General features: G+C 71.9%; 21 protein-coding genes. 10 read left to right on the forward strand and 11 right to left on the reverse strand.

All coding sequences use genetic code 11. The features are described from left to right. Positions 1-86 precede the first annotated feature (86 nt). The 3 genes from NGF19_RS04975 to NGF19_RS04985 all read left to right on the forward strand — a co-directional run bounded on the left by NGF19_RS04975 (position 87) and on the right by NGF19_RS04985 (position 4,246). Complete coding sequence (locus NGF19_RS04975) at positions 87-935, forward strand: 3-hydroxyacyl-CoA dehydrogenase family protein (RefSeq protein ID WP_252422426.1); 849 nt, start codon at positions 87-89, stop codon at positions 933-935. Positions 936-1,153: 218 nt separating this feature from the next. After that, positions 1,154-1,477, forward strand: a complete 324-nt coding sequence (locus NGF19_RS04980; protein ID WP_252422429.1) for an STAS domain-containing protein — start codon at positions 1,154-1,156, stop codon at positions 1,475-1,477. Positions 1,478-1,684: 207 nt separating this feature from the next. Beyond that, complete coding sequence (locus NGF19_RS04985; protein WP_252422432.1) at positions 1,685-4,246, forward strand: ATP-binding protein; 2,562 nt, start codon at positions 1,685-1,687, stop codon at positions 4,244-4,246. A gap of 165 nt (positions 4,247-4,411) precedes the next feature. Here the strand turns inward: NGF19_RS04985 and nucS are convergent, their stop codons facing one another. Continuing rightward, the gene (nucS, locus tag NGF19_RS04990) at positions 4,412-5,083 is read right to left on the reverse strand and encodes an endonuclease NucS (RefSeq protein WP_252422434.1); all 672 of its coding nucleotides are present in this window, start codon (positions 5,081-5,083) and stop codon (positions 4,412-4,414) included. A 381-nt stretch (positions 5,084-5,464) separates the two neighbouring features. Between nucS and NGF19_RS04995 the strand changes: the two genes are divergently transcribed. Further along, complete coding sequence (locus tag NGF19_RS04995) at positions 5,465-5,857, forward strand: SCO5389 family protein (RefSeq protein ID WP_252422436.1); 393 nt, start codon at positions 5,465-5,467, stop codon at positions 5,855-5,857. 94 nt (positions 5,858-5,951) lie between these two features. On the opposite strand, the gene NGF19_RS05000 is transcribed toward NGF19_RS04995, so the two are convergent. Continuing rightward, entirely contained in the window at positions 5,952-6,980 is a 1,029-nt protein-coding gene (locus tag NGF19_RS05000) for an LLM class flavin-dependent oxidoreductase (protein ID WP_252422437.1), read from the reverse strand. A 219-nt stretch (positions 6,981-7,199) separates the two neighbouring features. On the opposite strand from NGF19_RS05000, the gene NGF19_RS05005 reads away from it, so the two are divergent. Next, positions 7,200-7,529 carry an Rv1322 family protein gene (locus NGF19_RS05005; RefSeq protein ID WP_252422438.1) on the forward strand — a complete coding sequence of 110 codons (330 nt, stop codon included), beginning with the start codon at positions 7,200-7,202 and terminating at the stop codon, positions 7,527-7,529. A gap of 23 nt (positions 7,530-7,552) precedes the next feature. On the opposite strand, the gene NGF19_RS05010 is transcribed toward NGF19_RS05005, so the two are convergent. From NGF19_RS05010 to mce, 5 genes are all read right to left on the reverse strand, one after another. After that, positions 7,553-8,428, reverse strand: coding sequence for an ABC transporter permease (locus NGF19_RS05010; RefSeq protein ID WP_252422439.1), 876 nt, complete (start codon positions 8,426-8,428; stop codon positions 7,553-7,555). Next, a complete protein-coding gene (locus tag NGF19_RS05015; RefSeq protein WP_252422440.1) occupies positions 8,425-9,633 on the reverse strand; it encodes an ABC transporter ATP-binding protein in 1,209 nt (402 codons plus the stop codon). The genes NGF19_RS05010 and NGF19_RS05015 overlap by 4 nt, the downstream gene beginning before the upstream one ends. A 217-nt stretch (positions 9,634-9,850) precedes the next feature. Next, the gene (locus NGF19_RS05020) at positions 9,851-10,789 is read right to left on the reverse strand and encodes a coiled-coil domain-containing protein (protein WP_252422441.1); all 939 of its coding nucleotides are present in this window, start codon (positions 10,787-10,789) and stop codon (positions 9,851-9,853) included. A gap of 182 nt (positions 10,790-10,971) precedes the next feature. After that, positions 10,972-14,829 (reverse strand): polarized growth protein Scy, encoded by a 3,858-nt coding sequence (gene scy, locus NGF19_RS05025; protein WP_252422442.1) that lies wholly within the window; start codon positions 14,827-14,829, stop codon positions 10,972-10,974. Between the two features lie 233 nt (positions 14,830-15,062). Then, complete coding sequence (gene mce / locus NGF19_RS05030) at positions 15,063-15,503, reverse strand: methylmalonyl-CoA epimerase (RefSeq protein ID WP_252422443.1); 441 nt, start codon at positions 15,501-15,503, stop codon at positions 15,063-15,065. Positions 15,504-15,651: 148 nt separating this feature from the next. Between mce and NGF19_RS05035 the strand changes: the two genes are divergently transcribed. From NGF19_RS05035 to NGF19_RS05045, 3 genes are all read left to right on the forward strand, one after another. Continuing rightward, a complete protein-coding gene (locus tag NGF19_RS05035; RefSeq protein ID WP_252422445.1) occupies positions 15,652-16,854 on the forward strand; it encodes an acetyl-CoA C-acetyltransferase in 1,203 nt (400 codons plus the stop codon). A 34-nt stretch (positions 16,855-16,888) separates the two neighbouring features. Then, the gene (gene meaB, locus NGF19_RS05040) at positions 16,889-17,845 is read left to right on the forward strand and encodes a methylmalonyl Co-A mutase-associated GTPase MeaB (RefSeq protein ID WP_252422446.1); all 957 of its coding nucleotides are present in this window, start codon (positions 16,889-16,891) and stop codon (positions 17,843-17,845) included. A 182-nt stretch (positions 17,846-18,027) separates the two neighbouring features. Beyond that, positions 18,028-19,275, forward strand: a complete 1,248-nt coding sequence (locus NGF19_RS05045; protein WP_252422447.1) for an MFS transporter — start codon at positions 18,028-18,030, stop codon at positions 19,273-19,275. 42 nt (positions 19,276-19,317) lie between these two features. On the opposite strand, the gene NGF19_RS05050 is transcribed toward NGF19_RS05045, so the two are convergent. The 4 genes from NGF19_RS05050 to NGF19_RS05065 all read right to left on the reverse strand — a co-directional run bounded on the left by NGF19_RS05050 (position 19,318) and on the right by NGF19_RS05065 (position 21,959). Continuing rightward, positions 19,318-19,794, reverse strand: a complete 477-nt coding sequence (locus NGF19_RS05050; RefSeq protein ID WP_252422448.1) for a MarR family winged helix-turn-helix transcriptional regulator — start codon at positions 19,792-19,794, stop codon at positions 19,318-19,320. A gap of 95 nt (positions 19,795-19,889) precedes the next feature. Next, a complete protein-coding gene (locus NGF19_RS05055; RefSeq protein WP_289734415.1) occupies positions 19,890-20,636 on the reverse strand; it encodes an AIM24 family protein in 747 nt (248 codons plus the stop codon). A 38-nt stretch (positions 20,637-20,674) separates the two neighbouring features. Then, positions 20,675-21,325 carry an AIM24 family protein gene (locus NGF19_RS05060; RefSeq protein WP_252422450.1) on the reverse strand — a complete coding sequence of 217 codons (651 nt, stop codon included), beginning with the start codon at positions 21,323-21,325 and terminating at the stop codon, positions 20,675-20,677. Between the two features lies 1 nt (position 21,326). Then, a complete protein-coding gene (locus NGF19_RS05065) occupies positions 21,327-21,959 on the reverse strand; it encodes an AIM24 family protein (RefSeq protein ID WP_252422643.1) in 633 nt (210 codons plus the stop codon). Between the two features lie 221 nt (positions 21,960-22,180). Here NGF19_RS05065 and NGF19_RS05070 point away from each other — a divergent pair, with 221 nt between their 5' ends. After that, positions 22,181-22,525, forward strand: a complete 345-nt coding sequence (locus NGF19_RS05070) for a DUF3817 domain-containing protein (protein WP_252422451.1) — start codon at positions 22,181-22,183, stop codon at positions 22,523-22,525. Next, positions 22,522-22,818, forward strand: coding sequence for an MTH1187 family thiamine-binding protein (locus NGF19_RS05075; RefSeq protein WP_252422452.1), 297 nt, complete (start codon positions 22,522-22,524; stop codon positions 22,816-22,818). The genes NGF19_RS05070 and NGF19_RS05075 overlap by 4 nt, the downstream gene beginning before the upstream one ends. The last annotated feature ends 21 nt before the right edge of the window (positions 22,819-22,839 follow it).

Genomic DNA, 22,839 nt, shown 5'->3' on the forward strand with positions numbered 1-22,839 from the left:
CGTTACTTACCGGTCACAAGCCCCCGTATGAGCGCTAAGGTCCGCCGGAGAGGCATACATCGACAGCGCGTCAGGGGAGTCGCACAGTGGCACGGAAGCTTGCCGTCATCGGGGCCGGACTCATGGGTTCCGGCATCGCCCAGGTATCCGCTCAGGCCGGCTGGGACGTCGTCCTGCGTGACGTCACGGACGAGGCGCTGACGCGCGGCACGGACGCCATCAAGGCCTCGTACGAGAAGTTCGTGAGCAAGGGCAAGATGGAGGCCCACGACGCCGACGAGGCGATCGCGCGCATCGCGGCCACCACCGACCTCGACGCCGTCGCCGACGCGGACATCGTGGTCGAGGCCGTCTTCGAGAAGCTCGAGGTCAAGCACGAGATCTTCCGGTCGCTCGACAAGATCGTCCGCGAGGACGCCGTGCTCGCGTCCAACACCTCCGCCATCCCGATCACCAAGATCGCGGCGGCCACCGCGCACCCCGAGCGCGTCGTCGGCGTGCACTTCTTCTCGCCCGTCCCGATGATGAAGCTCGTCGAGCTGGTCCGCGGCTACAAGACGAGCGACGAAGCCCTCGCCACCGCGCGGGAGTTCGCCGAGTCAGTCGGCAAGACCTGCATCGTCGTCAACCGCGACGTGGCCGGGTTCGTGACGACCCGCCTCATCTCCGCGCTCGTCGTGGAGGCCACCAAGCTGTACGAGTCGGGCGTGGCCACCGCCGAGGACATCGACCTCGCCTGCAAGCTGGGCTTCGGCCACGCGATGGGCCCGCTGGCCACCGCCGACCTCACCGGCGTCGACATCCTGCTGCACGCCACCGGCAACATCTACACCGAGTCCCAGGACGAGAAGTTCGCCCCGCCGGAGCTGATGCGCCGGATGGTGGACGCCGGTGACATCGGCCGCAAGAGCGGGCAGGGCTTCTACTCGTACTGAGCGCGCGCGTCGTACCGAGCACCACCGGCCGCGTACCGAACGTACGGATCTGACCGTTCCGCCACCGCACACCCCCCTGAGGTGTCACCTCAGGGGGTGAATTCGGTATCGATTCGCTCACGGACGGCAACCTGATTGCCCTGAACGCAGTCAGATGTTGCACAACCAGAACGCGGAGTACGACGACCACGCACTCAACGCACTCACGGGGAGCGCATATGTACATCAGGGGCGACCACGCCGGGCTGGTCGTCGGGGGCCGCCTCGACGTCCACAGCGCGGCGGACGCCCGTACGGTCCTGCACTCGGCCGTCGACGACGGATCCGGCGACCTGGTGCTCGATCTGTCCGAACTCGAGTCCTGGGACGCCACCGGGCTCGGCGTGATCATGGGGGTCCACCGGCGGGCCGGGCGCTGTGGCCGACGGCTGGTGCTGCGGCACGTGCCACCGCAGATGCAACGCCTGCTGGTCGCCACCCGGTTGCACCGGATCCTGGCCATCGAAGGCGGTATCGGGGTGGAGTCGCTGCCCCGCGTGTGACGGGTCACCTGGGGATCAGGAGGCATTGCGGGGCGCGCGTCGCAGGAGCGAACGCCTACGAAACGCGCGTCGGGTGCAATCCTCACGAGGCTGTGACCTCTCGGGCGGACCGGCACCCCGGCTTGTCGGAGATACTGTGCGAAGGTTTAGGGTTCGGCTGCCCGCCGCCCGACACCCTCTCACTGCTTTGGGGGCAAGGACCTTTACATGGACCCGAACACCCGGGAACCCGACGCGTACGGCCATGACGATGACCGTGACACGCCACGCCAGCGCCCGCCGCGGGACCCCGCCGCACCGGACTTCGTCCAGCCCGCGCCGGCGCTCGCCCGCACCGTCCAGCTCGTGGCGGGTGACTTCCTGGTCACGATCAACCCCGTCGACGGCAGCGAGATAGAGGCCGTACGGCCCGGCGAGCGGCCTGCCCGGCCCGGCAAGCACACCGCCGCCGAGCGGGCCGAACTCGCGCGTGCCGCGCGCCCGCCCATGCCGCCCGGGGCCACGCGGCCCCGACTGCCGCTGCTTGAGCGCCAGGACGACCGTGCACGGCTCGTACGGCTGCTCGCGCGCGGCCAGTCGATCCGCCTCACCGGGCCTTCGGGCTCCGGCCGCAGTGCGCTCCTGGACGTCGTCGCCGAGGACTGCGCGGACCTCGCGCCCGACGGCGTGGTCCGCCTCAGCGGCTACCGGCGCACCACGAGCGACCTCCTGGACGACCTCTTCGCCGCCGTCCACAAGGCGCCGCTGTACCGGCCCGACCGGGACCAACTGCTCGCGTACGTACGGGAGATCGGCGCCGTCGTCGTCCTCGACGACCTGGAGTTCGGCGGCGGCGCGCTGGACGAGCTGCTCGACGCGACCCCCGAGTGCGCCTTCCTGCTGGCGGCCACGCCCGACGTACCGCCGCCCTCCGCCGACGCGCAGATCGAGGAGGTCGCCCTCGGCGGGCTCGACCGCGCGGGCGGCCTCGAACTCGTCGAGCGCGCGATCGGCCGTGTCCTCAGCGAGGAGGAGGCGCAGTGGGCCGGTGACCTGTGGTTCGAGTCCGAAGGGCTGCCGCTGCGCTTCCTCCAGGCCGGGGCGCTGCTGCGCCAGCGTGACGGGCGGCGCGGGGCCGGTGACCTGCTGGAGGCGTTCGGCGCGTACGAGGACGCCGCCGCGGACGCCTCCGCCGACGCCCCTGCCGATGCCCCCGCCGACGACCGGGTCGCGCCCGAGGAGCCGCTGCCCTCGCTCGCCGAGGCCGCCGCGCCCGCCCCGCTGCTCGCCTCCCGGCTGAGCCCCTCGGCGCGCGAGGCCCTCAAGTTCGCGGTCGCGCTCGGCGGCGAGGTGCCCCACCAGACCCACCTTCCGGCGCTCGCCGACGAGAACCACGCGGACGCGGCCCTCGCCGAACTCGTCGACTGCGCGCTGGTCTCCCCGGTCGGCTCCCGCTACCGGCTCGCCGCCGGGGTGCAGACGCAGTTGGAGGCCGCGGGGTACGGGACCGGGGCCGAGGAGTACGGGCTCAAGGCCGCCCAGCACTACGCCTGGTGGGCCGGGCACCCCTCGGTCACCCCGGAGCGGGTCTCGGCGGAGGCGGACGCCCTGCTGGCCGCGCTGGCCCTCCTCGTCCCCGGCACGCGACCCCCCGCCGAGGGCGAGGAGAGCGCTGCCGTACGCCTGGCCCGGCAGGCCGCGCCCGCGTTCGCCGCGGGGTTGCAGTGGGGCGCCTGGGAGCGGGCGCTGCGCTTCGGTGTGGAGGCGTCCCGGCTCGCCGGAGAGGTGAGCGATCAGGCCTACTTCCACCACGAGTTGGGCATCCTCGCGCTGTGCTCCGGCCAACTGGAGCGGGCGCGCGCCGAGTTGGAGGCGTCCATCGGGCTGCGCGGCGCCCTCGCCGACAAGCGCGGCACGGTCGCCGGGCGGCGCGCCCTCGCGCTGGTCACGGACCGCACCGGGGCCGTACCGTCCGGCGGGCCCACCGAGGAACTGCCCCTCGCGCGGCCCGAGGAGCCGGGCCCGCCGGTACCGGCGGGCTTCGCGACCACCGAACTCATCGGCATCACCACGCCGCCCGCGCAGCAGGCCACGCCGAAGCCGGCGCCGAAGGCCGGGCGCGTGCGGGGGCGCGTGCGCGGGATGGTGAAGGGCACCCGGCGGAATCTGGTGGCGGCGGGCGCCGGGGCGGTGCTGGTGGCCGTGCTCGGCACGGTCGTCACGCTCGGCGTGACGTCGGGCAACGGTGACGACCTCCCGAACGAGAAGGTCGGCGGGGGCCCGTCCGTGAGCCAGGACGCGGGGGACGACGGCCTCGACGCGGACCAGTCGGACCAGTCGGGCGGCGGCTCAGGCGGTTCGGCGGTGAACGACGCCCCCGTCTCGACGGGTTCCGGCCCGGACGGCACGAGCAGCCCCTCGGGCTCGCCGTCGCCGAGCAGCACGGACAGCGACCCGTCGGACGGCCCTACGGGCTCGGGGGAGCCGTCGGCCCCGTCGTCGGAACCGGAGTCGACGCCCGCGTCCACACCGCCCGACTCCGAGCGCCCCACGGACAAGCCCACAGACAAGCCGACGGACAAGCCGACGTCCCCGGCGCCGTCGAAGACCCCGCCGACCCCGCCGAGCACGCTGACCCCGACGGAGACCGGCACCCCGCAGTCACCCCCGGAGTCCCTCACACCCCCCGCCTCCAACTCGGCCAGCGGCCCGGCCCCGACGACCCGCTCCGCGAGCACACCGCCGAGCAACGACACGGGCTCACCGAGCGCGTCGGGCCCGGTGATCTGACCACACTCGCGCCACGAGGGGGGGCCGGTTCCGCAGCGCGCGGTCCCGGCCTTCTGGGGGCGCGGCCGAGTGCGTCGGGTTCCGAGACTTGACCGGGCTTCCGTCATGACGGAGGGCCGGGTTCGCAGGGCGCGGATCCGGCCCTCGTCGTAGGCGTGGCGTCGCTCAGAACAGGCGCAGCTTGTCGTCCTCGATGCCTCGTAGGGCGTCGTAGTCCAGGATCGTGCAGCCGATGCCGCGGTCCGTGGCGAGGACGCGGGCCTGGGGCTTGATCTCCTGGGCCGCGAAGATGCCGCGGACCGGGGCGAGATGGGGGTCGCGGTTGAGGAGGTCGAGGTAGCGCGTGAGCTGTTCCACGCCGTCGATCTCGCCGCGCCGCTTGATCTCCACCGCGACGGTCTGCCCCTCGGCGTCCCGGCACAGGATGTCCACGGGGCCGATCGCCGTCATGTACTCGCGGCGGATGAGCGTGTAGCCCTCGCCGAGGGTCTCGATGCGGTCGGCGAGCAGTTCCTGGAGGTGCGCTTCCACGCCGTCCTTGATCAGGCCGGGGTCCACGCCGAGTTCGTGCGAGGAGTCGTGGAGGACCTCCTCCATGGTGATGATCAGCTTCTCGCCCGCCTTGTTGATGACGGTCCAGACACCCTCGTCGTCGCCCGAGCCCTGCTTGAGCGTGCAGGGCGGCGACATCCAGTTGAGGGGCTTGTAGGCCCGGTCGTCCGCGTGGATGGAGACGCTGCCGTCCGCCTTGACCAGGATCAGACGGGGCGCGGAGGGAAGGTGGGCGGTGAGCCGGCCCGCGTAGTCGACGGAACACCGGGCAATGACGAGACGCATGGTCGGCAACGCTACTCGACGCCCCCGCCCCGACGCGATTCGCCCCGGGGAGCCGACGTCCGCCCGGCCCGCGACCCACCCCCAGGGGTCCCTCCGGACCGCCCGCGTCCCCGTCTCCTCCGCCCGCACCGAGCGCCCCTCGACCCTCGTCGGTCCCCGTCGCGCCCCCCGTATCTCCCGTCTTGTGCCGTTTCGTTACTGGCCGGTTGTGTACGTAGTGGAAGTGCCCTGTGTGCGCATTCTCCTGGTGCGGCCCCCGGCCGGTGCTTACGGTAGTAACCGGGAGGTCGTGCGGCGTGTACACAGCGTGTTCGACAGCGCGTGCGAACTCCCTGCCCTGTCCATCAGCCCCTGGTCCTCAGGGGTGCGAGAGGAGAACCCATGTCGCTCGACGTCTCACCGGCCCTCCTGGAGCAGGCCGAGCGAGGCGAGGTCGACGAAGCCGATTTCGTCGACTGCGTCCGGACTTCCCTGCCTTACGCATGGGAGATGATCAGCTCCCTGGTGGCCCAGCTGAAGGTCGACGGCGGACCGTTCGCCGACAACCAGACGCCCCCGCCGGACGAGCAGGCACGTGGACAACTGCTGCGTGCGCTTGCGAGTGACGCGATACGAGGCGCCTTGCAGCGGCACTTCGGAGTGCGCCTGGCCTTCCAGAACTGCCACCGGGTGGCCGTGTTCCCGCTGGACTCCTCGGTGGACGACACGCTGGCTCGCTTCACCTCGGTCCGCAATCAGTTGCTCAACCAATCGCCGGAACTGCGCGACTGCTGACGCGGGAACGACCGCAACAGGCCCTGGGCCTGCCGCTCCGGCTACGGGTGTGCCGTACCCGTTCCCCGGAGCGGCAAGCCGCTCTCCGTCCGGCTCAGCGGAGCTGGGGGAGTACCTCGGCGCCCAGCCGTCGTACGTTCTCCTCCGTCGCCGCGAGGTCGCCGGAGCCCTCGACGAGCAGCGCGAAGCGGGAGATGCCGGTGCGCTCCGCGGTCGCCGCGAGCCGGTCGGCGCACAGCCGGGGCGTGCCCACCGGGTGCAGCCCGCAGAGCAGTTCGGTGTAGGCGAGCGGATCCCGCATGGAACGGGTCCGTCCGTCGACCGTCACATGCGCGTCGAGACCCTGTTTCAGCCAACCCGGCATCGCCTTCGTCAGTGCCTCGGCGGCGTCCGTGCGCCGGTCCGCGATCTGGCAGACACCGGCCGAGACATGACCGGCCTCCGCGATCACCCGCGCGTCGATCCCGGCCGCCTGTGCGGTCCGCCGCCACAGGGCGATCATCTCGGCCTTCTCCTCGTCCCCCGTGTGCATGCCGAGCAGTATCGGCAACCCGCGCTCGGCCGCCAGCCGTACGCTCGTCGGCGAGGTGCAGGCGACGACGACCTCGGGCCCCGCGGTCTCGGTGAGGGACTCCGAGGGCCGCGGGACCACCGGGACCTCACGGAAGGTGAATCGTTCCCCCTCGGCTGCCACGGACGGTTCGCGCAACCAGCGCACCAGCAGATCGAGTGATTCCGGGAACCCCGTCTCGTACGCCCCGAGCCCCGAGCCGAAGACCTCCAGATCCACCCACGGCCCGCCGCGGCCCACCCCGAGCGAGAAGCGCCCGCCCGAGGTGAGATGCAGCAGGGCGGCCTGCTCGCCGAGCGCCACCGGATGGGCGGTGGGCAGGACGCTCACCGCCGTACCGACCCTGATCCGGCGGGTGCGGCCCAGCAGCAGCGCCGCCAGGGTGATCGCCGACGGGCACGTGCCGTACGGCACGAAGTGGTGCTCGGCCAGCCACACCGTGTCCAGCCCCGCTTCCTCGGCGACCTCGGCCGACCGCACCGCGCGGTGCAGCGCCTCCCCCTGGCCCTGCCCCGGGAACTGGGCCGCCAGTACAAAACTTCCCACGCGCATCGCACTTCCTGCTTTCCTGGCTCCGACGCGGAGCTCCCCTGCCCGGCATAACTGCCTGACATGTGCCCAAGTCACGGCGGGACGGCGGGATTTGCGGATTGTCTGGAGAATGTGCGGATGGGTGGGTGATCCGCCGGGATGGGTGATGTGCGCCCCTCGGCGCGGGTGCGTCGTACGCTGGATGCGGCTCCCATCCCCGTACAGCCTGTGAGGTGTTCAGTGTCCCCGCGTCGCAACCGACCCAAGGGCGCCGGCTCGTTCGGCCGGAGCGAGGACGACGCGATCTCGCGCTACGGCGGCCGTCAGGCCACCGAGCACTGGCAGGGCGAGGAGTGGAGCGTGCGCCATGTCGCGGGCGCCGCCGTCCAGGGCAAGACCTACCGCTGCCCCGGCTGCGACCAGGTGATCCCCTCCGGCGTCCCGCATGTGGTGGCCTGGCCCGAGCACGCGGGCGTGGACGACCGGCGGCACTGGCACAAGGCCTGCTGGAACGCCAGAGACCGCCGCACCACACGGGTGCAGCGGTCTCGTAACGCGCCGAGGTACTGAACTGAGCCGAGGTACCGGACCTCCTACACGTCGCGCTGCTCCAGCAGCAGCCAGGCGCCCACGATGGCGGCGGCCGTCACGCCCAGGATGATCCACAGCGGGTCCCAGCCCGAAGGGCCGGAATCCGTCAGGGAGTTGGCGTAGAAGACGCTGAGCTGGCTCGGGATCGAGTACTCGAACAGGGCGTTGCGCACGCGCTCCAGGGACTCCGCCATCATGAACAGCGCGATGACGAGCGGGGCGAGCACCGCGCCGATCATGGTGGCGATGGCGCCCGCGGAGTGCCGCACGATCGAACCGATCGCGAGCGAGAGCAGCCCGAGCAGCGCGATGTAGAGGCTGACGCCGACCGTGGCCTTCAGCCACTGCTCGCCGGTCGGGTCCCCGGCGCCGCTGTCCTTCACCATCGCCACCTGCACGAAGGCGACGAACGCGGTGGTCACCAGGGTGATCACGAAGGCGATGAGGAAGAACACGGCCGCCTTCGCCGCCAGCACCCTGCCGCGGCTGGGGCACACCGTCATCGTGGTGCGGATCATGCCGGTGCCGTACTCCGACGCCGTGGTGAGCACGCCCAGCGTGATGATGCACATGCTGCCGAGGAGCAGGCCGAAGAAGCCGAGCGGCAGCGGGCTGTCGTCGTGCAGGCTCGCCGACGAGTTCGCCACCAGCGCGCCCGTGGCGAGCCCGATGCCGACCACCAGCAGGACGAAGACCCCGAGCGTCCACACCGTGGAGCGCAGCGACTTGATCTTCGTCCACTCCGAGGAGACGGCGTGCAGGAAGGTGGTCCGCACGATCGGGATCGGGGACGTGTAGGCGGGCAGGTCGGAACCGGGGGCCGGGGCCGCCTGCCAGGCGGGCGCGGCCTGCGGCAGCGGAGGCTGGGGCGTACTCATCGGGCGTCCTCGGACTTGGTCGGAGCGGGCTGGGCCGCGGGTGCTGCGGCGGGCTGGGCGTAGGGGTTCGGCTGCCCGGTCGGGGCGGCGGGCGCCGCGGGGGCGCCGTAGGGGCTCGCGGGCGGCTGTCCCGGCATCTGCCCCGGCATCTGTCCCGGCATCGCGAAGGGCTGTCCGCCCTGCTGGGGCGGCGGCGGGGCGTACCAGTCCGGCTGACCCTGTCCCGGCACCGGCATCGGGGGCTGGACCCCGGGCGGCAGCGGCTGCTGGAGCCCGGCCCGCTGGTCGGTCGTCGAGCGGTAGTCCACGGCGCCCTGCGTCATCCGCATGTACGCCTCCTCCAGCGACGCCTGATGGGGCGACAGCTCCCACAGGCGGACGTCGGTCTCGTGCGCGATGTCGCTGATACGCGGCAGCGGCAGGCCCATGACGCGCAGCGCGCCGTCCTGCTCGGGCAGCACCTGGCCGCCCGCCTCGGTCAGCGCGGTCGTCAGCTTCTCGCGCTGCTCCGGCTCGCTGCCCGGCGTACGGACGCGCGCGAAGTCGGCGGAGTTGGCGGAGATGAAGTCCGTGACGCTCATGTCGGCCAGCAACTGGCCGCGCCCGATCACGATCAGGTGATCGGCGGTGAGCGCCATCTCGCTCATCAGATGGGAGGAGACGAAGACCGTACGGCCTTCCGCCGCAAGGGACTTCATGAGGTTGCGCACCCACAGGATGCCCTCGGGGTCGAGGCCGTTGACCGGCTCGTCGAAGAGGAGCACCTGGGGGTCGCCGAGGAGCGCGGCGGCGATGCCGAGCCGCTGGCCCATGCCGAGCGAGAACCCCTTGGAGCGCTTGCCCGCCACGTCCTGGAGGCCGACGACACCGAGCACCTCGTCGACCCGGCGGGCCGGGATGCCGGAGAGCTGGGCCAGGCTCAGCAGATGGTTGCGGGCCGTCCGGCCGCCGTGCACGGCCTTGGCGTCGAGCAGGGCGCCGACCTGGCGCGAGGCGTTCGGCAGCTTGCGGTAGGGATAGCCGCCGATCGTCACCTGCCCCGAGGTGGGGTTGTCCAGGCCGAGGATCATGCGCATGGTCGTCGACTTGCCCGAGCCGTTCGGCCCGAGGAAGCCGGTGACGGCACCCGGCCGCACCTGGAAGGAAAGGTTGTACACGGCCGTCTTGGCGCCGTAGCGCTTCGTCAGGCCGACTGCCTCGATCATGCTCCGCACCCATCGGAAGGTTCAGGACGTCGGGGCGCGTGCTGCCCCCGTAAGAGTTAGGAGCATAACGGGGCGCTGACGGTTCCGCCCAAGAGAGAGTAAAACCTCCCAGGTCAGCTCGCTGAGATCCGTCGTGGGTGCTGCCCTGAGCAGCGCGAAGCCCTCCGGCACGAGGTGACGGAGGGCTTCGCGGAGGTCAGCGCGCCGGCGCTTCGACCTACCGGGACTGCTGGGCCGGGACCCCACGGGAGACCGGCTCGTCGTCCGTGGCCGGCGCACCGGCCGCGGCCACCGCCGCGCCCGTGAGCGTCGCCAGCATCTCGCGGACGTTGGTGAGCTGGGCGTTGATCGAGTCGCGGCGGTTGGTGAGGGCCGCCAGCTCGCGCTCGGATTCCGAACGGATGCGGTCCGCCTTGGCGTTGGCGTCGGCCACGATGTCCTCGGCCTGGCGCTGGGCCGTCTCGACCGTCTGACGGGCGCGGCGCTCGGCGTCCGTACGCAGCTTCTCGGCCTCCAGGCGGAGCTGCTCCGCGCGGTGCTCGATCTCGGCCAGCCGCTTCTCGGCCTTGGCCTGACGGGACGCCAGGTCGCGCTCGGACTGCTCGCGGCGCTTGGCGAGGTTCGTCTCGAAGTCGGCGGCGGCCTGCGCGGCCTTGGCACGGGTCTCCTCGAAGAGGGCGTCCGCCTCCTCGCGCTTGGACTGCGCGTCCTTCTGCGCCTCCGAACGCAACTGCGCGGCGTCGCTCTTGGCCTTGTCGACGATCCGGACGCCCTCGTCCTCGGCCTTGGCCTTGCGCTCCTCGGCGAACGACTCGGCGTCGTTGCGCACCTGCTGGGCGGCGGACTCGGCCAGCTCACGGTGCTGTTCGGCAGCGCGACGGGCCTCCTCGCGCAGGTCCTTGGCCTCTTCCTCGGCGAGGCGAAGGATCTTCTCGACGCGCGCGCCGAGACCCGCGTAGGACGGCTCGGCGTCGGTGACGGCCGCCTGGGCGTTCTGCGTCTCGAGGTGGAGTTCCTCGATCCGCTTCTCCAGGGCGGTGATGCGGGTGAGAGCGCTGTCACGGTCGGAGACGAGCTTGGAGATCCGTTCGTCCACCTGAGCGCGGTCGTACCCACGCCGCACAAGCTCGAAGCCGTAGGGGGAAGTGTCGCTCATGGGGTTCCTGTCGAATGAGACCGGTGAGGTGATAGAGGAAATCCTAGGCCTCTTAGCGGCGTGTCATCGAGCGGATGCACGTTTGATCTGGAGAATGACACCTCTTTTGGGTGGTGGACCCCCCGGGGTCTTGCCAGAACCCGAGGGAAACGCACCGTCAAGCACACAACTGTCGTTCAGCGCTAGCTGTCTGATCCCTTGCCACCCGAACGTGTCCCGCCCGCGCCGGCACCCGCCTTGACACCGGAGTCCCGGCCCCCGTCCTTGCCGGACGGGGTCTCGAAGGACTCCAACGCCTCCAGGACGTCCTGGACACGGGAGATCTCCGCGTTGATGTCCTCGCGGCGGCGCACCAGGACCGCCAGCTCCCGCTTGCCCTCCTCGACCGCCTCGCGGGCCTCGCGGATGGCCTCCGCCTTGATCTTCTCCGCCTCGGCGACGAGCTTGGCCTTCTTCTGCTCGGCCTCCTTCAGCAGCCCCTCGGCCTTCTTGACCGCGGCGATCCGCACCTTGCTCGCCTCGGACTTGGCCTCCGAGACCGTCTCCTTGGCCTGCTCCTCGGCCTTCGCCAACTGCTCCTCGGCGGCCTTCACCAGCGCGTCGCACCGCTCGCCCGCCGTCTTCATCGTCTCGGCCGACTCGCGACGCGCCCGCTCGTGCAGCTCCTCGATCTCGGTCGTGAGCCGCTCGCGCATCTCCTCCGCGCGCTCCCGGATCGCGGTCGCGTCCCGGCGCGTCCCGGCGAGGAGTTCGTCCGCGTCCGAACGGGCCCGCTCCACCAGGCCGTTGCCCTCGACCGTCGCCTCGGCGAGCAGCCGCTCGGCCTCCGTACGGGCGGCGCCCACCATCGTGTCGGCCTGCGCCTCGGCGTCCGCCGTCGTCTTGAGCGCGGCCTGCTGCGCCTCCGCGAGCAGCTTGTCCGCCTCGGCGGCGGTCTCCGTGATGAGCGTGTCGACCTGCTCGGCCGCCTCCGAACGCCGCTTGTTGGCGTCCTTGCGGGCCTCGTCCAGCGTGTGCTCGGCCTCCTCGCGCGCCGCCGCGGTGAGCCGCTCGGCCTCGGCCTCCGCCGCCGCCTTGAGCCGCTCCGACTCGCTGCGGATCCGCTCCGCGTGCTGCTGTGCGGACCCGACCGTCTCGGCGGCCTCCGCGCGCAGCCGCTCCGCCTCACCGGCGGCGTCCGCGAGCAGCTTCTCGGCCTGGGCCACGGACTCGGCCCGGACCCGCTCGGTCTCGGCGGCCGTCTCGGTGGTCAGCCGCTCGGCCTCCGATGCGGCCTCCGTGATGAGGGTGTCGGCCTGGGTGGCCGCGTCCGACCGGATCCGGTTCGCGTCCTCCCGGGCGTCGGCCCGCGTACGCGCCGCGTTCTGCTCGGCCGAGGCGATGGTGTCCGACGCCTCCGTACGCACCCGCTGGGCGTGCTCGGCGGCATCCGAACGGACCCGCTCGGCCTCGGCGGTGGCCTCCGAAACCAGGCGCTCCGCAAGGGACTTGGCGGCCTCCGACGCCTCGGCGGCCTCCTGCCGGACACGGTTCGCGTCCTCACCGGCCCGCTCGCGCTCGGCGTGGGCGTCGGCCCGCAGCCGGTCCGCCTCCTCCTGCGCCTCGGTGCGCGTACGCTCCGCGGCGTGCTCGGCGGCGGAGCGCAGACCGCTGATCTCCTCCTGCGCCTGCTCCTGGAGCCCGGCCACGGACTCCCGTACCTGCTCGGCGTGTTGCTCGGCCGCCGCCACCATCTCGGTCGCGCGCCGGTCGGCCTCCTCGACCAGCCGGACGGCCTCCGCCTGGGCCTCCTCGACCCGGGCGCGTGCCACGGCGAGCAGGTCCTCGCTCTGCTCGCGGGCCCGCTCGCGCTCGCGGTCGGCCTCCTCGCGCGCCGTACCGAGGACTTCCTCCGCCTCGCGGCGGCGCCGGTCGGCCTCCTCCTGTGCGGCGGCCAGCGTCTCCGTGGCCTCGGCGCCCAGCCGCTCGGCCGCGGCCTGCGCCTCGGCCCGCACGCGGTCCGCGGTCTCCTGCGCCTCCGTCTTCAGCCGCTCGGCCTCGGCCGCGGCCTCCGTGCGCAGCCGAACGGCGACGGCCTCGCCCTCCGCGCGGGAGGCGGACGCGTCGGCCGCGGCCTCCGTGCGCAGCCGCTCGGCCTCGGCCTCGGCCTGCGCCTGGAGCGTACGCACCCGCTCGGCGGCCTCGGCCCGCAGCCGCTCGGTCTCCTCGACGGCCTCCTGGCGGAGCCGCTCGGTCTCCTCGCGGGCCTCGCGGAGCGCCTGTTCGGCGTCGGCGAGCCGCTGCTCGGCCTCCGACTGAAGACGCGTCAACTCCTGTGCGGCCTCGGCGCGGCGGGTCTCCACGCCCCGCTCGGTCTCCTCGCGCAGCTCGTGCGCGGCCCGCTCGGCCTCCTCCTTGACCGCCGCGGACTGCTCGGCGGCCTCGGTGCGCAGCCGCTCGGCCTCCTCGCGGGCCTGCTCCAGCGCCTCCTCGGCCTGGCGGCGCATCACCGAGGCGCGCTCGGCGGCCTCCGTACGCACCTTCTCGCTGTCGGCGGTCGCCGTCGACCGCAGCTCGTCCGCGTCGGCCTTCGCCTTGGTGAGCAGCTCCTCGGCGGTCTTGGCCGCCGCCTCGATCTGCTGGACCGCCTCACGGCGCGCCTCGGAGCGGATCCGCTCGCCCTCGGCGACCGCGTCGGAGCGCAACTGCTCGGCCTCGCCGCGCAGTCGGCGCGCCTCCTCCTGCAGCTCGACCGTCTTGGCGCGGTACTCCTCGATGTCGTCCTTCGCCGCGCCCCTGAGCTGCTCGGCGATCTCGTGCGCCTCGGCGCGCAGCCGGTCCGCCTCGGCCTCGGCCTCCGCGCGGATCCGCTCGGCCTCCTCGGCGGCGGCCTTGGTGGTCGCCTTGGCGTCCGCGGACGCCTTGTTCAGTACGTCCTCGGCCGTACGGGCCGTCTTGGCGAGCTGGGAGGCGGACTCCTCGGCCGTGATGGTGCGCGCCTTCTCGGCGGCCTCCGCGACCAGCTTCTCGGCCTCGGCCCTGGCGTCCGCGACGACCTGCTCGGCCTCGGCCCTGGTGGCCTCGGCGTCCTTCGTGGCCTCCGTGACCAGGCGGGCGACCTGCTCCTTGGCCGTGCGCGTGCGCTGCTCGTTGGTCGCCTCGGCGGTGGTGAGGGCCTTGGCGGCGGCCTCCTTCGCCTCGGCGACGACCTTGTCGGCCTCGGCGCGCGCCTCGCGCAGCGCCGACTCGGCCTCGGACATCCGCTGCTCGGCGGACCGGCTCAGCTCGGCCGCCTGCCGCCGCGCCGCCTCCGACTCGCTCGCGGTGGCGGAGCGCACCTGCTCGGCGTGGTCGGTGGCCTCCTGGGCCTGCGCGGAGGCGGCGTTCAGCAGCCGCTCGGCGTCCGCGCGGGCCCGGCGCAGGATCTGGTCGGCCTCCGCGCGGGCGGCCTCGGCGTCGTTGTGCAGCCGCTGCCGGGCCTCGGCGGTGATCCGCTCGGCCTCGGCGCGCGCGGCGGCCAGGGCCTGCTCGGCCTCGGCCCGCGACTCGTCGACCAGCCGCCGGGCCTGGGACTCGGAGCGGGCGCGCAACTGCTCGGCCCACGCCACGTTCTCGTTGACGTGCGACTCGACCGTGCGGCGGCGCTCGGCCAGCTCCTGGTCGAGCTGCTGGCGGCGGGTGACCGCCTCCGTGTGCAGCTCGGCCTGGAGACGGGCGGTCTGCTCCGCGTGCTCCTGAAGGATGCGCTGCGTCTGCGCGCGCGCCTCGCTCAGCTCGCGCTCGGCGTCCGCCCGCATCTGGTCGGCCTGCATCTGCGCGGTGCGCAGCATCTGTTCGGCCTGATAGCCGATGTCGGACCCGTCGTAGGCGGGACGGGACATGAGCGTGCGCCGCGCCTCGTGCAGCTTGGCGCGCAGCACCTCGACCTGGTAGCCGAGGTCCTCGGCGTGCTGGATCGCCTTCTCCCGCTCGGTCTTCAGCCGCTCCATCTCGGCCTCGAACCGAGAGAGGTGGTCGACGTCAGCCGCCGGCTCTCGCTCCTGGCGTTCGTAGCCCCGCACTGCGCGGTCCCATCCGTCCCCTGGTCGCAAGTCTCTCCAAACGAGTCCCGTCCATCCGCCGAACGGGACCCCCGGGGAATGGTGTCAGATCAACGGCGGAGCATGGGCTGCCGCCCCTGACGCTCGTCCCCCGAAACCCGGACCCCGGACTCGCGTCCCGCCACCACGACGGGACGTGTCGCCCTGGTGGGAGCGGCGACCGCCCCAACCCTACAAGCCCTGATGTGCGGTAGTCAGTGCTCAGGTGACTCAACGGCCGCCGAAGTGACCAGTTCTGTGAGGACACCGTGGCAGTCCTTGGGGTGCAGGAAGGTGATCCGCGACCCCATGGAGCCGCGCCGTGGCTCCTCGTAGAGCACCCGCACACCCTTGTCGCGGATGTCCGCGGCGTCGGTGTCGACGTCCGCCGTGCCGAAGGCGATGTGATGCACGCCCTCGCCGTTCTTCGCCAGCCACTTGGCGACGGTGGAGTCCTCGCGGACCGGTTCGAGCAGTTGGAGGTAGGAGGCGCCGCCGTCGTCGGTGTTGTTGATCTTCAACATGGCTTCGCGCACCCCCTGTTCCTCGTTCACCTCGGTGTGGAACACCGTGAAGCCGTACGTCGAGGTGTAGAACTCGACGGTCTTCTCCAGGTCGAAACAGGCGATCCCGATGTGGTCGATTCGCGTCAGCATGGTGTCAGTGCAGCGCTCCGGCGCCGGTTACGCAACGTGCGCGCGATCACACTGACGGCCCGATGACGTGGTGCGGTACCGCTCAGTACATTCGATGTAAACCCTCGTTCACTCCTCGGCTGTGCAGGCCGGAAGGGGATCGCAGCTCATGTCAGGAACGAACAGCACGACCTCGGTGATCGTCGCCGGCGCCCGTACGCCGATGGGGCGGTTGCTCGGCTCGCTCAAGTCCTTCTCCGGAGCCGATCTCGGCGGCTTCGCGATCAAGGCCGCTCTGGACCGCGCGGGCATCGGCGGCGACCAGGTGCAGTACGTGATCATGGGGCAGGTGCTCCAGGCCGGGGCAGGGCAGATCCCGGCGCGCCAGGCCGCGGTCAAGGCCGGCATCCCGATGAGTGTCCCGGCCCTGACCATCAACAAGGTCTGTCTGTCGGGCCTCGACGCGATCGCGCTCGCGGACCAGCTCATCCGCGCCGGTGAGTTCGACGTGGTCGTCGCGGGCGGCCAGGAGTCCATGACCAACGCCCCGCATCTGCTGCCGAAGTCCCGCGAGGGCTACAAGTACGGCGCGGTGCAGATGCTCGACGCGATGGCGCACGACGGCCTGACCGACTCCTTCGAGGGCATCGCCATGGGCGAGTCCACCGAGAAGCACAACGCGCGCCTCGGCATCGGCCGCAAGGAGCAGGACGAGATCGCCGCCCTGTCCCACCAGCGGGCCGCCGCCGCGCAGAAGAACGGCGTCTTCGAGGCGGAGATCACCCCGGTCGAGGTGCCGCAGCGCAAGGGCGAGCCGGTCGTCTTCAGCAAGGACGAGGGCATCCGCGCCGACACGACGGTGGAGTCGCTGGCGAAGCTGCGCCCGGCGTTCACCAAGGACGGCACGATCACGGCCGGGACCTCCTCGCAGATCTCGGACGGCGCCGCGGCCGTCGTCGTGATGAGCAAGACCAAGGCGCAGGAGCTGGGCCTGGAGTGGATCGCCGAGATCGGCGCCCACGGGAACGTCGCGGGACCGGACAACTCTTTGCAGTCGCAGCCGTCGAACGCGATCCTGCACGCGCTGAAGAAGGAGGGCCTGGAGGTCTCGGATCTCGACCTGATCGAGATCAACGAGGCGTTCGCGGCCGTCACCGTGCAGTCAATGAAGGACCTGGGAGTTTCCACCGAACAGGTGAATGTGCACGGCGGTGCCATCGCCCTCGGCCACCCGATCGGCATGTCCGGCGCCCGGCTTGTCCTCCACCTCGCCCTGGAGCTGAGGCGGCGCGGCGGCGGGGTCGGCGCGGCGGCGCTGTGCGGCGGCGGCGGCCAGGGCGACGCGCTGATCGTGCGCGTTCCCAAGGCCTGAACAGTCAGTACGTAACGAGTCGAACGGAGCTGTGATGCAGGACGTCTCCTCACTGGTGGCCCAGGCCAGGGAAGGCAGGCCGCGGGCCGTGGCCCGGCTGATCTCCCTGGTGGAGGGGGCGTCCCCACAGCTCAGGGAGGTCATGGCGGCCCTCGCGCCGCTGACGGGCAACGCCTACGTCGTCGGCCTCACCGGGTCCCCGGGCGTCGGCAAGTCCACGTCCACGTCCGCGCTCGTGACCGCGTACCGCAAGCAGGGCAAGCGGGTCGGCGTCCTGGCGGTCGACCCCTCCTCGCCCTTCTCGGGCGGCGCGCTCCTCGGCGACCGCGTCCGGATGTCGGAGCACGCCTCGGACCCCGGCGTCTACATCCGCTCGATGGCCACCCGCGGACATCTGGGCGGCCTGGCCTGGGCCGCCCCGCAGGCCATCCGCGTCCTGGACGCGGCGGGCTGCGACGTGATCCTGGTGGAGACGGTCGGCGTCGGCCAGTCCGAGGTCGAGATCGCCTCCCAGGCCGACACCTCGGTGGTGCTGCTGGCCCCCGGGATGGGCGACGGCATCCAGGCCGCGAAGGCGGGCATCCTGGAGATCGGCGACGTCTACGTCGTCAACAAGGCCGACCGCGACGGCGCGGACGCGACCGCCCGCGAGCTGAACCACATGCTGGGCCTCGGCGAGGCGCGGTCCCCCGGCGACTGGCGCCCGCCGATCGTGAAGACGGTCGCCGCCCGCGGCGAGGGCGTCGAGGAGGTCGTCGAGGCGCTGGAGAAGCACCGGGCGTGGATGGAGGAGCACGGGGTCCTCACGGAACGCCGCCTGGCCCGCGCCGCCCACGAGGTCGAGACCATCGCGGTGACCGCCCTGCGCGAACGCATCGGCGACCTGCACGGCGACCGCCACCTAGGCGCCCTGGCCGAACGCATCGTGGCGGGGGACCTGGACCCCTACCGCGCGGCGGACGAACTGGTCGCGGGCCTGACGAACAACTGAGCCGCCGGGCAGCGGCCGACCGTAAGCGTGTGGCCAACCCCCTGCCCGCGTTGGTAACTTGACCCGCATGTTCCTCCTCTTGGCCTAGGGCCCGCCCCGGCCCGCGATCGACGCACGGTGAACGACCGTGGTCGTCGCGGCCGTTCGGCGTCCCCTGTTGCCTTCTCCCGAGGAACTCCCGCGTGTCCACGCCTTCTTCAGGGCGGCCTTCGTATGCCGCCGTCCTCCGTGTCCCGTACGCCCGCCGCACCTTCGGCGCCGCCCTCGTCGCCCGGCTGTCGTACGGGACCGTCTCACTGTCCGTGATGCTCACGGTGACCCGGGCGACCGGGTCGTACGCCGTGGCCGGAACGCTCATGGCCCTGTTCGGGGCCGCGAGCGTGTTCCTGTCGCCCCTCAGGGCGGCCCTGGTCGACCGGCGCGGAGCGCGCCGGGCCCTCGTCCCCCTGGCCGGTCTGTACGCGGCGCTGCTCACCCTGCTCGCCGCGCTCGCCTGGCGCCCCGGCGCGCCCGTGGCGGTGCTGGGCGCGGTCACCGTCGCTGCGGGCGCCTGTACGCCCCCGCTGGGGCCCACGATGCGCGCCGTGTGGAGCGAACTCCTGGGGGACGGAGAGTTGCTGCGGCGGGCCTACAGCCTGGACGGGGTCGCCGAGGAAGTCCTGTTCGTCTGTGGGCCGTTGGTCGTGGGTGCGCTCGTCCAGGTCATGCCGCCCGCGGCCGGGGTGGCGCTGAGCGCGCTGCTCGTCGGGGCGGGTACCGCCGCCTTCGTCGCCTCCCCGGCCGTCGCCCGCTTGCGGCCCGCGGAGGTCGGGGCGGAAGGTCCCGGTGACGCGCGGCGCGTGCGCGGCGGGCGGGCCATCGCGCAGCCGGTGGCCGTGGCGGCCGGGGTCGGGCTGGCGCTCGGTGCCGTGGAACTCCTGGTCATGGCCTTCGCCGACCAGCGGCACCACGGCGGCGGCGTCGTGGCCTGGGTCCTCGCGGCCCTGTCGGCGGGCAGCGCGGTGGGCGGTCTGCTCAACGGCGCCCTCACGGGCATCCCCGCGCGGGTACGGCTGTCCCTGTCGGCGGCGGCCCTGGGGCTGGTACTGGCCCTGGCGGGACTCGCGCCCGGCCTCGGCGTGTTCACGGTGGTCGTGGCCTGCGCCGGGTTCTTCGTCGCCCCGGCCCTGACGACGGCGTACCTGGTCGCGGACGAGTCCGCCCCGCCGGGCTTCCGTACGCAGGCGGGCGCGTGGGTCAACACGGCGGTCAACGCGGGCGGTTCGGGCGGTTCGGCGGCGGTGGGGGCGCTGGTGGCGCATCTGCCGCTGGGGCTGTGCTTCGCGCTGTCGGGGGCGGTGGCCCTGGCATCCGTCGCCCTGGGCCTGTGCCTCGGGTCCACGGGCCGGACCCACGCGCGGATCCCGCTGCCCGAAACAGGGTGCCCGTAGCCGGGGTTCCGGGCCGCCGTGAGGGCGGCCCGGAACCGGTCGTCACGGTTTGCCGCGTTGCCCGCGCAAGTGGTCGGCGATCGGGCGCAGCGAGCTGTGCAGATGCTTCATGTCCTCGGCGGACAGCAGGTCCATGAAGTGGCGTCGTACGGAGGCCACATGGTGGGGCGCGACCTTCGCCATCGTCTCCATGCCATGGTCCGTGAGCACCGCGAACAGGCCTCGGCGGTCGGACTCGCAGTTCTCGCGGCGGACCAGGTCCGCGTTCTCCATACGGGTGATCTGATGCGAGAGGCGGCTCTTGGACTGGAGGGTGGCGGCGGCGAGGTCGCTCATGCGCATGCGCCGGCCCTCCGACTCCGAGAGGTTCACCAGGATCTCGTAGTCGTTCATGGTCAGACCGAACGGCTGGAGATCCCTTTCGAGCTGGTAGGTCAACAGCCTGTTGACCTCCAGGTGGGTGCGCCAGGCGCACTGCTCCGCTTCGGTCAGCCAGGGGGTGGCCGTCTCGGTGTCCATGAGTGAAGTCTACCTAAGAGGTTGAAAGATGAACTAGTGAGGGTGGTGACGTTCTGGGCACGCGTTCGACGACGTCACACTCCGCAGACTATCGCTCACAGCCCGAAGCGGCGCGAGAGATCTCCGAGCTGCCCCGGAAGCCGCGTCGCCCCCTGCTGCTGCCCGTGCGACGCCCCGCCGCCCGGCACGCCGGGCTCGTGCGGCACCGCGCCCCTGTCCTGCTCGGACATGAGTGTCTCCGTGGACTGGAGCAGGACCGTGCCCGCCCCGACGAACTCGAACTGATGCTCCTCCCCGGAGGCCCCGCCGATCCCCGTCAGCCCGCGCAGACCGCCCCATACGCCCCGCAGATACCCGTGGTCGTAGTGATGGCACGGCGACGGACAGTCGGCCCAGCCGACCAGGGCCTGCGGATCCACCCGGATCGGGGGTTCCATGAACACCACCGGTCCGTTCGACGCGGCCACGAACTTGCCGGTTCCGATCAGCGTCAGGAATCCCGGAATGATCGACTGCTTCAGCGAGAGACTCGGCTGGAACGCGAGCAGGTTGCCCGAACGGATGGTCAGATTGCCCTCGTCCAGGTCGAAGGAGTTCACGTCGAAGGCCCGGTCGGCGAGCAGCATCTTGCCCGAGCCCTGCGCCACCACCCAGTCGCTCGCGTGCAGCGGCGAGTGGAACGACGCCTGCACCAGATGGTCCAGCGGGCCGTGCCCGATGCCGTTGAACTCGATCCCGCCGTAGTAGGCGATCATCTTGCCCTTCTGCAGGAACCACTGGCTCCCCTTCAACTCCACGCAGAAGGTGTAGTCGTTGACGTTGTCGTCGGCGGGCAGCGTCATAGGGTCGAAGATCACGGGGCAGGTGCCCGGGTGGCCGCTCACAGCTTCTCCTCCGACGCCTGGACGTACACCACACCGTTGCCGCTCAGCTCCAACTGGAACGCCTCGCCGGAGCCGCGGCCCACCATCTCCCGCCAACCGATCGCCGTGGAGAGCTTGTTGCGCACCTCGCCGTGGTGCGCGACATACGCCTGGGGGTCGACATGGACCGGGCGCTGCGGGGTGATCGGCACCTCGAAGACGCCGCCGTGCGCCATCACCGCGACCGCGCCGTGCCCGGCGAGGGTGGTCGTGAACAGGCCCTGGCCCGTGACCTGGCCGCGCACCATGCCCATCACGCCGCCCTGCGAGCCCATGAACATCGTGCCCTGCCGCAGCGTGCCCTCGAAGGCGAGCAGGCGGTCCGCCTCGACGTACAGCGTGTCGCCCGTCAGCTCGATCACATGGACGTGGTGGCCGCCGTGCCCGAACAGCACCGTGCCGTTGCCCTCGACCGACATCAGCGGCGTCGCCTCGTTGGCGATCCGGCGGCCGATCATCGACATGACCCCGCCCTGGCCGCCCTGGATGTCCGGGGTGAAGGAGACCTCGCCCCGGTAGGCGAGCATCGCGCCCCGCTGGCTGTACAGGCGCTGCCCCGGCACGACCGTCGCCTCGATCATCTTCGCGTTGACTTCGCGGAAGCCCATCTCAGAGGTCCCCCGCGATCGTGTCGCGCTCGCTGGGCTGGACGTAGACCAGTCCGTCCCCCTCGAAACGGATCTGGAAGGCCTCGCCGCCGCCCTCGCCCATGAATGTACGGAACGTCACTCCGGACTGGAGCGTCTGCCGCAGGTTCCCCTGGTGCGCGACGTACGCCCCCGGGTCGACGGTCAGCGGGTACTGCGCGCTCACCCGCAGCACCACCGCCCGGCCGTCCGACATGATCGCCGCCTGGCCGTGGCCTTCGACGGTCGTCGTGAACAGGCCGTTGCCCTGCGAGGCACCGCGCAGCCCGGTGAAGGTCGTACCCGTCCGCAGACCCGCGTCCGTCGCGAGGAGGTTGCTCGACTCGACGTACAGCTTCTCCCCCTGGAGCTGCACGAGGTTGATCTCGGCGGCCCGGTCCGCGAACCAGCACGTCCCGTGGCCCTTCACCTCCATCACGGCCATCCGTTCGCCGGTGAGCCGCCGGGTCACCATCCCCCGTATCCCGTCACCGCCGCCGGTGAGCTTCTTGAACGTCATCTGCCCGTCGTACGCGACCATGGAGCCGTTCTTCGCCTTCACGGCGTCCCCGGTCATGTCGACGGCCAGGACCTTGCTGTCCTGAAGTCGGAACATCGCCACGGGGTGACGGTAGCGGCCGGGCGGGCCGGGCGGACAGAGTCCATGGGGGGATTCGGACCCTGATCCTGCCCTGAGAGGCATACGCGCCGATCCGGCCGCCCATATCCGCCCATACCCGCACCCTGCGTCCGGCTCGCTTGGTTCCGGATGTCACAATGGGCGGGCCGCTTGTGCGCGCGTTCACAAACCGACGACTCTCCCACCGAAGGTGACCCGTGGACATAAAGACCGCCACCGCCCTCCGACGGCTCCGCCTGGTCTCGGCCCCCGAGGCCGTCTCCTTCCTGCTGCTGCTCGTCTGCTCGGTGCTCAAGCGCACCACGGACTTCAACGCGGTGCCCGTGATGGGCGCGATCCACGGGATCCTCTTCATCCTGTACCTGGTCTTCTGGGCGGATGCCTGGAACCGCACCAAGTGGTCCGCGAAGACCGGCATCCTCTACCTCGTCCTCTCCGTGCTGCCGACCGGCGGCTTCTTCGCCGATCGCAAGCTGCGTCGTGAGGCCGAGGACGCCGTCATCGCCGCTCGGGCCCGCAAGGAAGGGGTCGTGTCCGCGTGATCGTCGCCTTCTCCGTGACGCCCCTGGGTGTCGGCGAGGACGTGGGGGAGTACGTCGCCGACGCCGTCCGCGTCGTCCGGGAATCGGGCCTGCCGAACCGCACCGACGCGATGTTCACCTCGATCGAAGGTGACTGGGACGAGGTGATGGACGTGGTGAAGCGCGCCGTCGCGGCGGTCGAGGCGCGCGCGCCGCGCGTCTCGCTCGTCCTGAAGGCGGACCTCCGCCCGACCGTGACGGACGGCCTCACCTCGAAGGTGGAGACGGTGGAGCGGTACCTCTCCGCGGAGTGAGCCGGAGAACTGACAGCAAGG

It is taken from the genome of Streptomyces macrolidinus (assembly GCF_023887685.1).
Classification (GTDB): Bacteria; Actinomycetota; Actinomycetes; order Streptomycetales; family Streptomycetaceae; genus Streptomyces; species Streptomyces macrolidinus.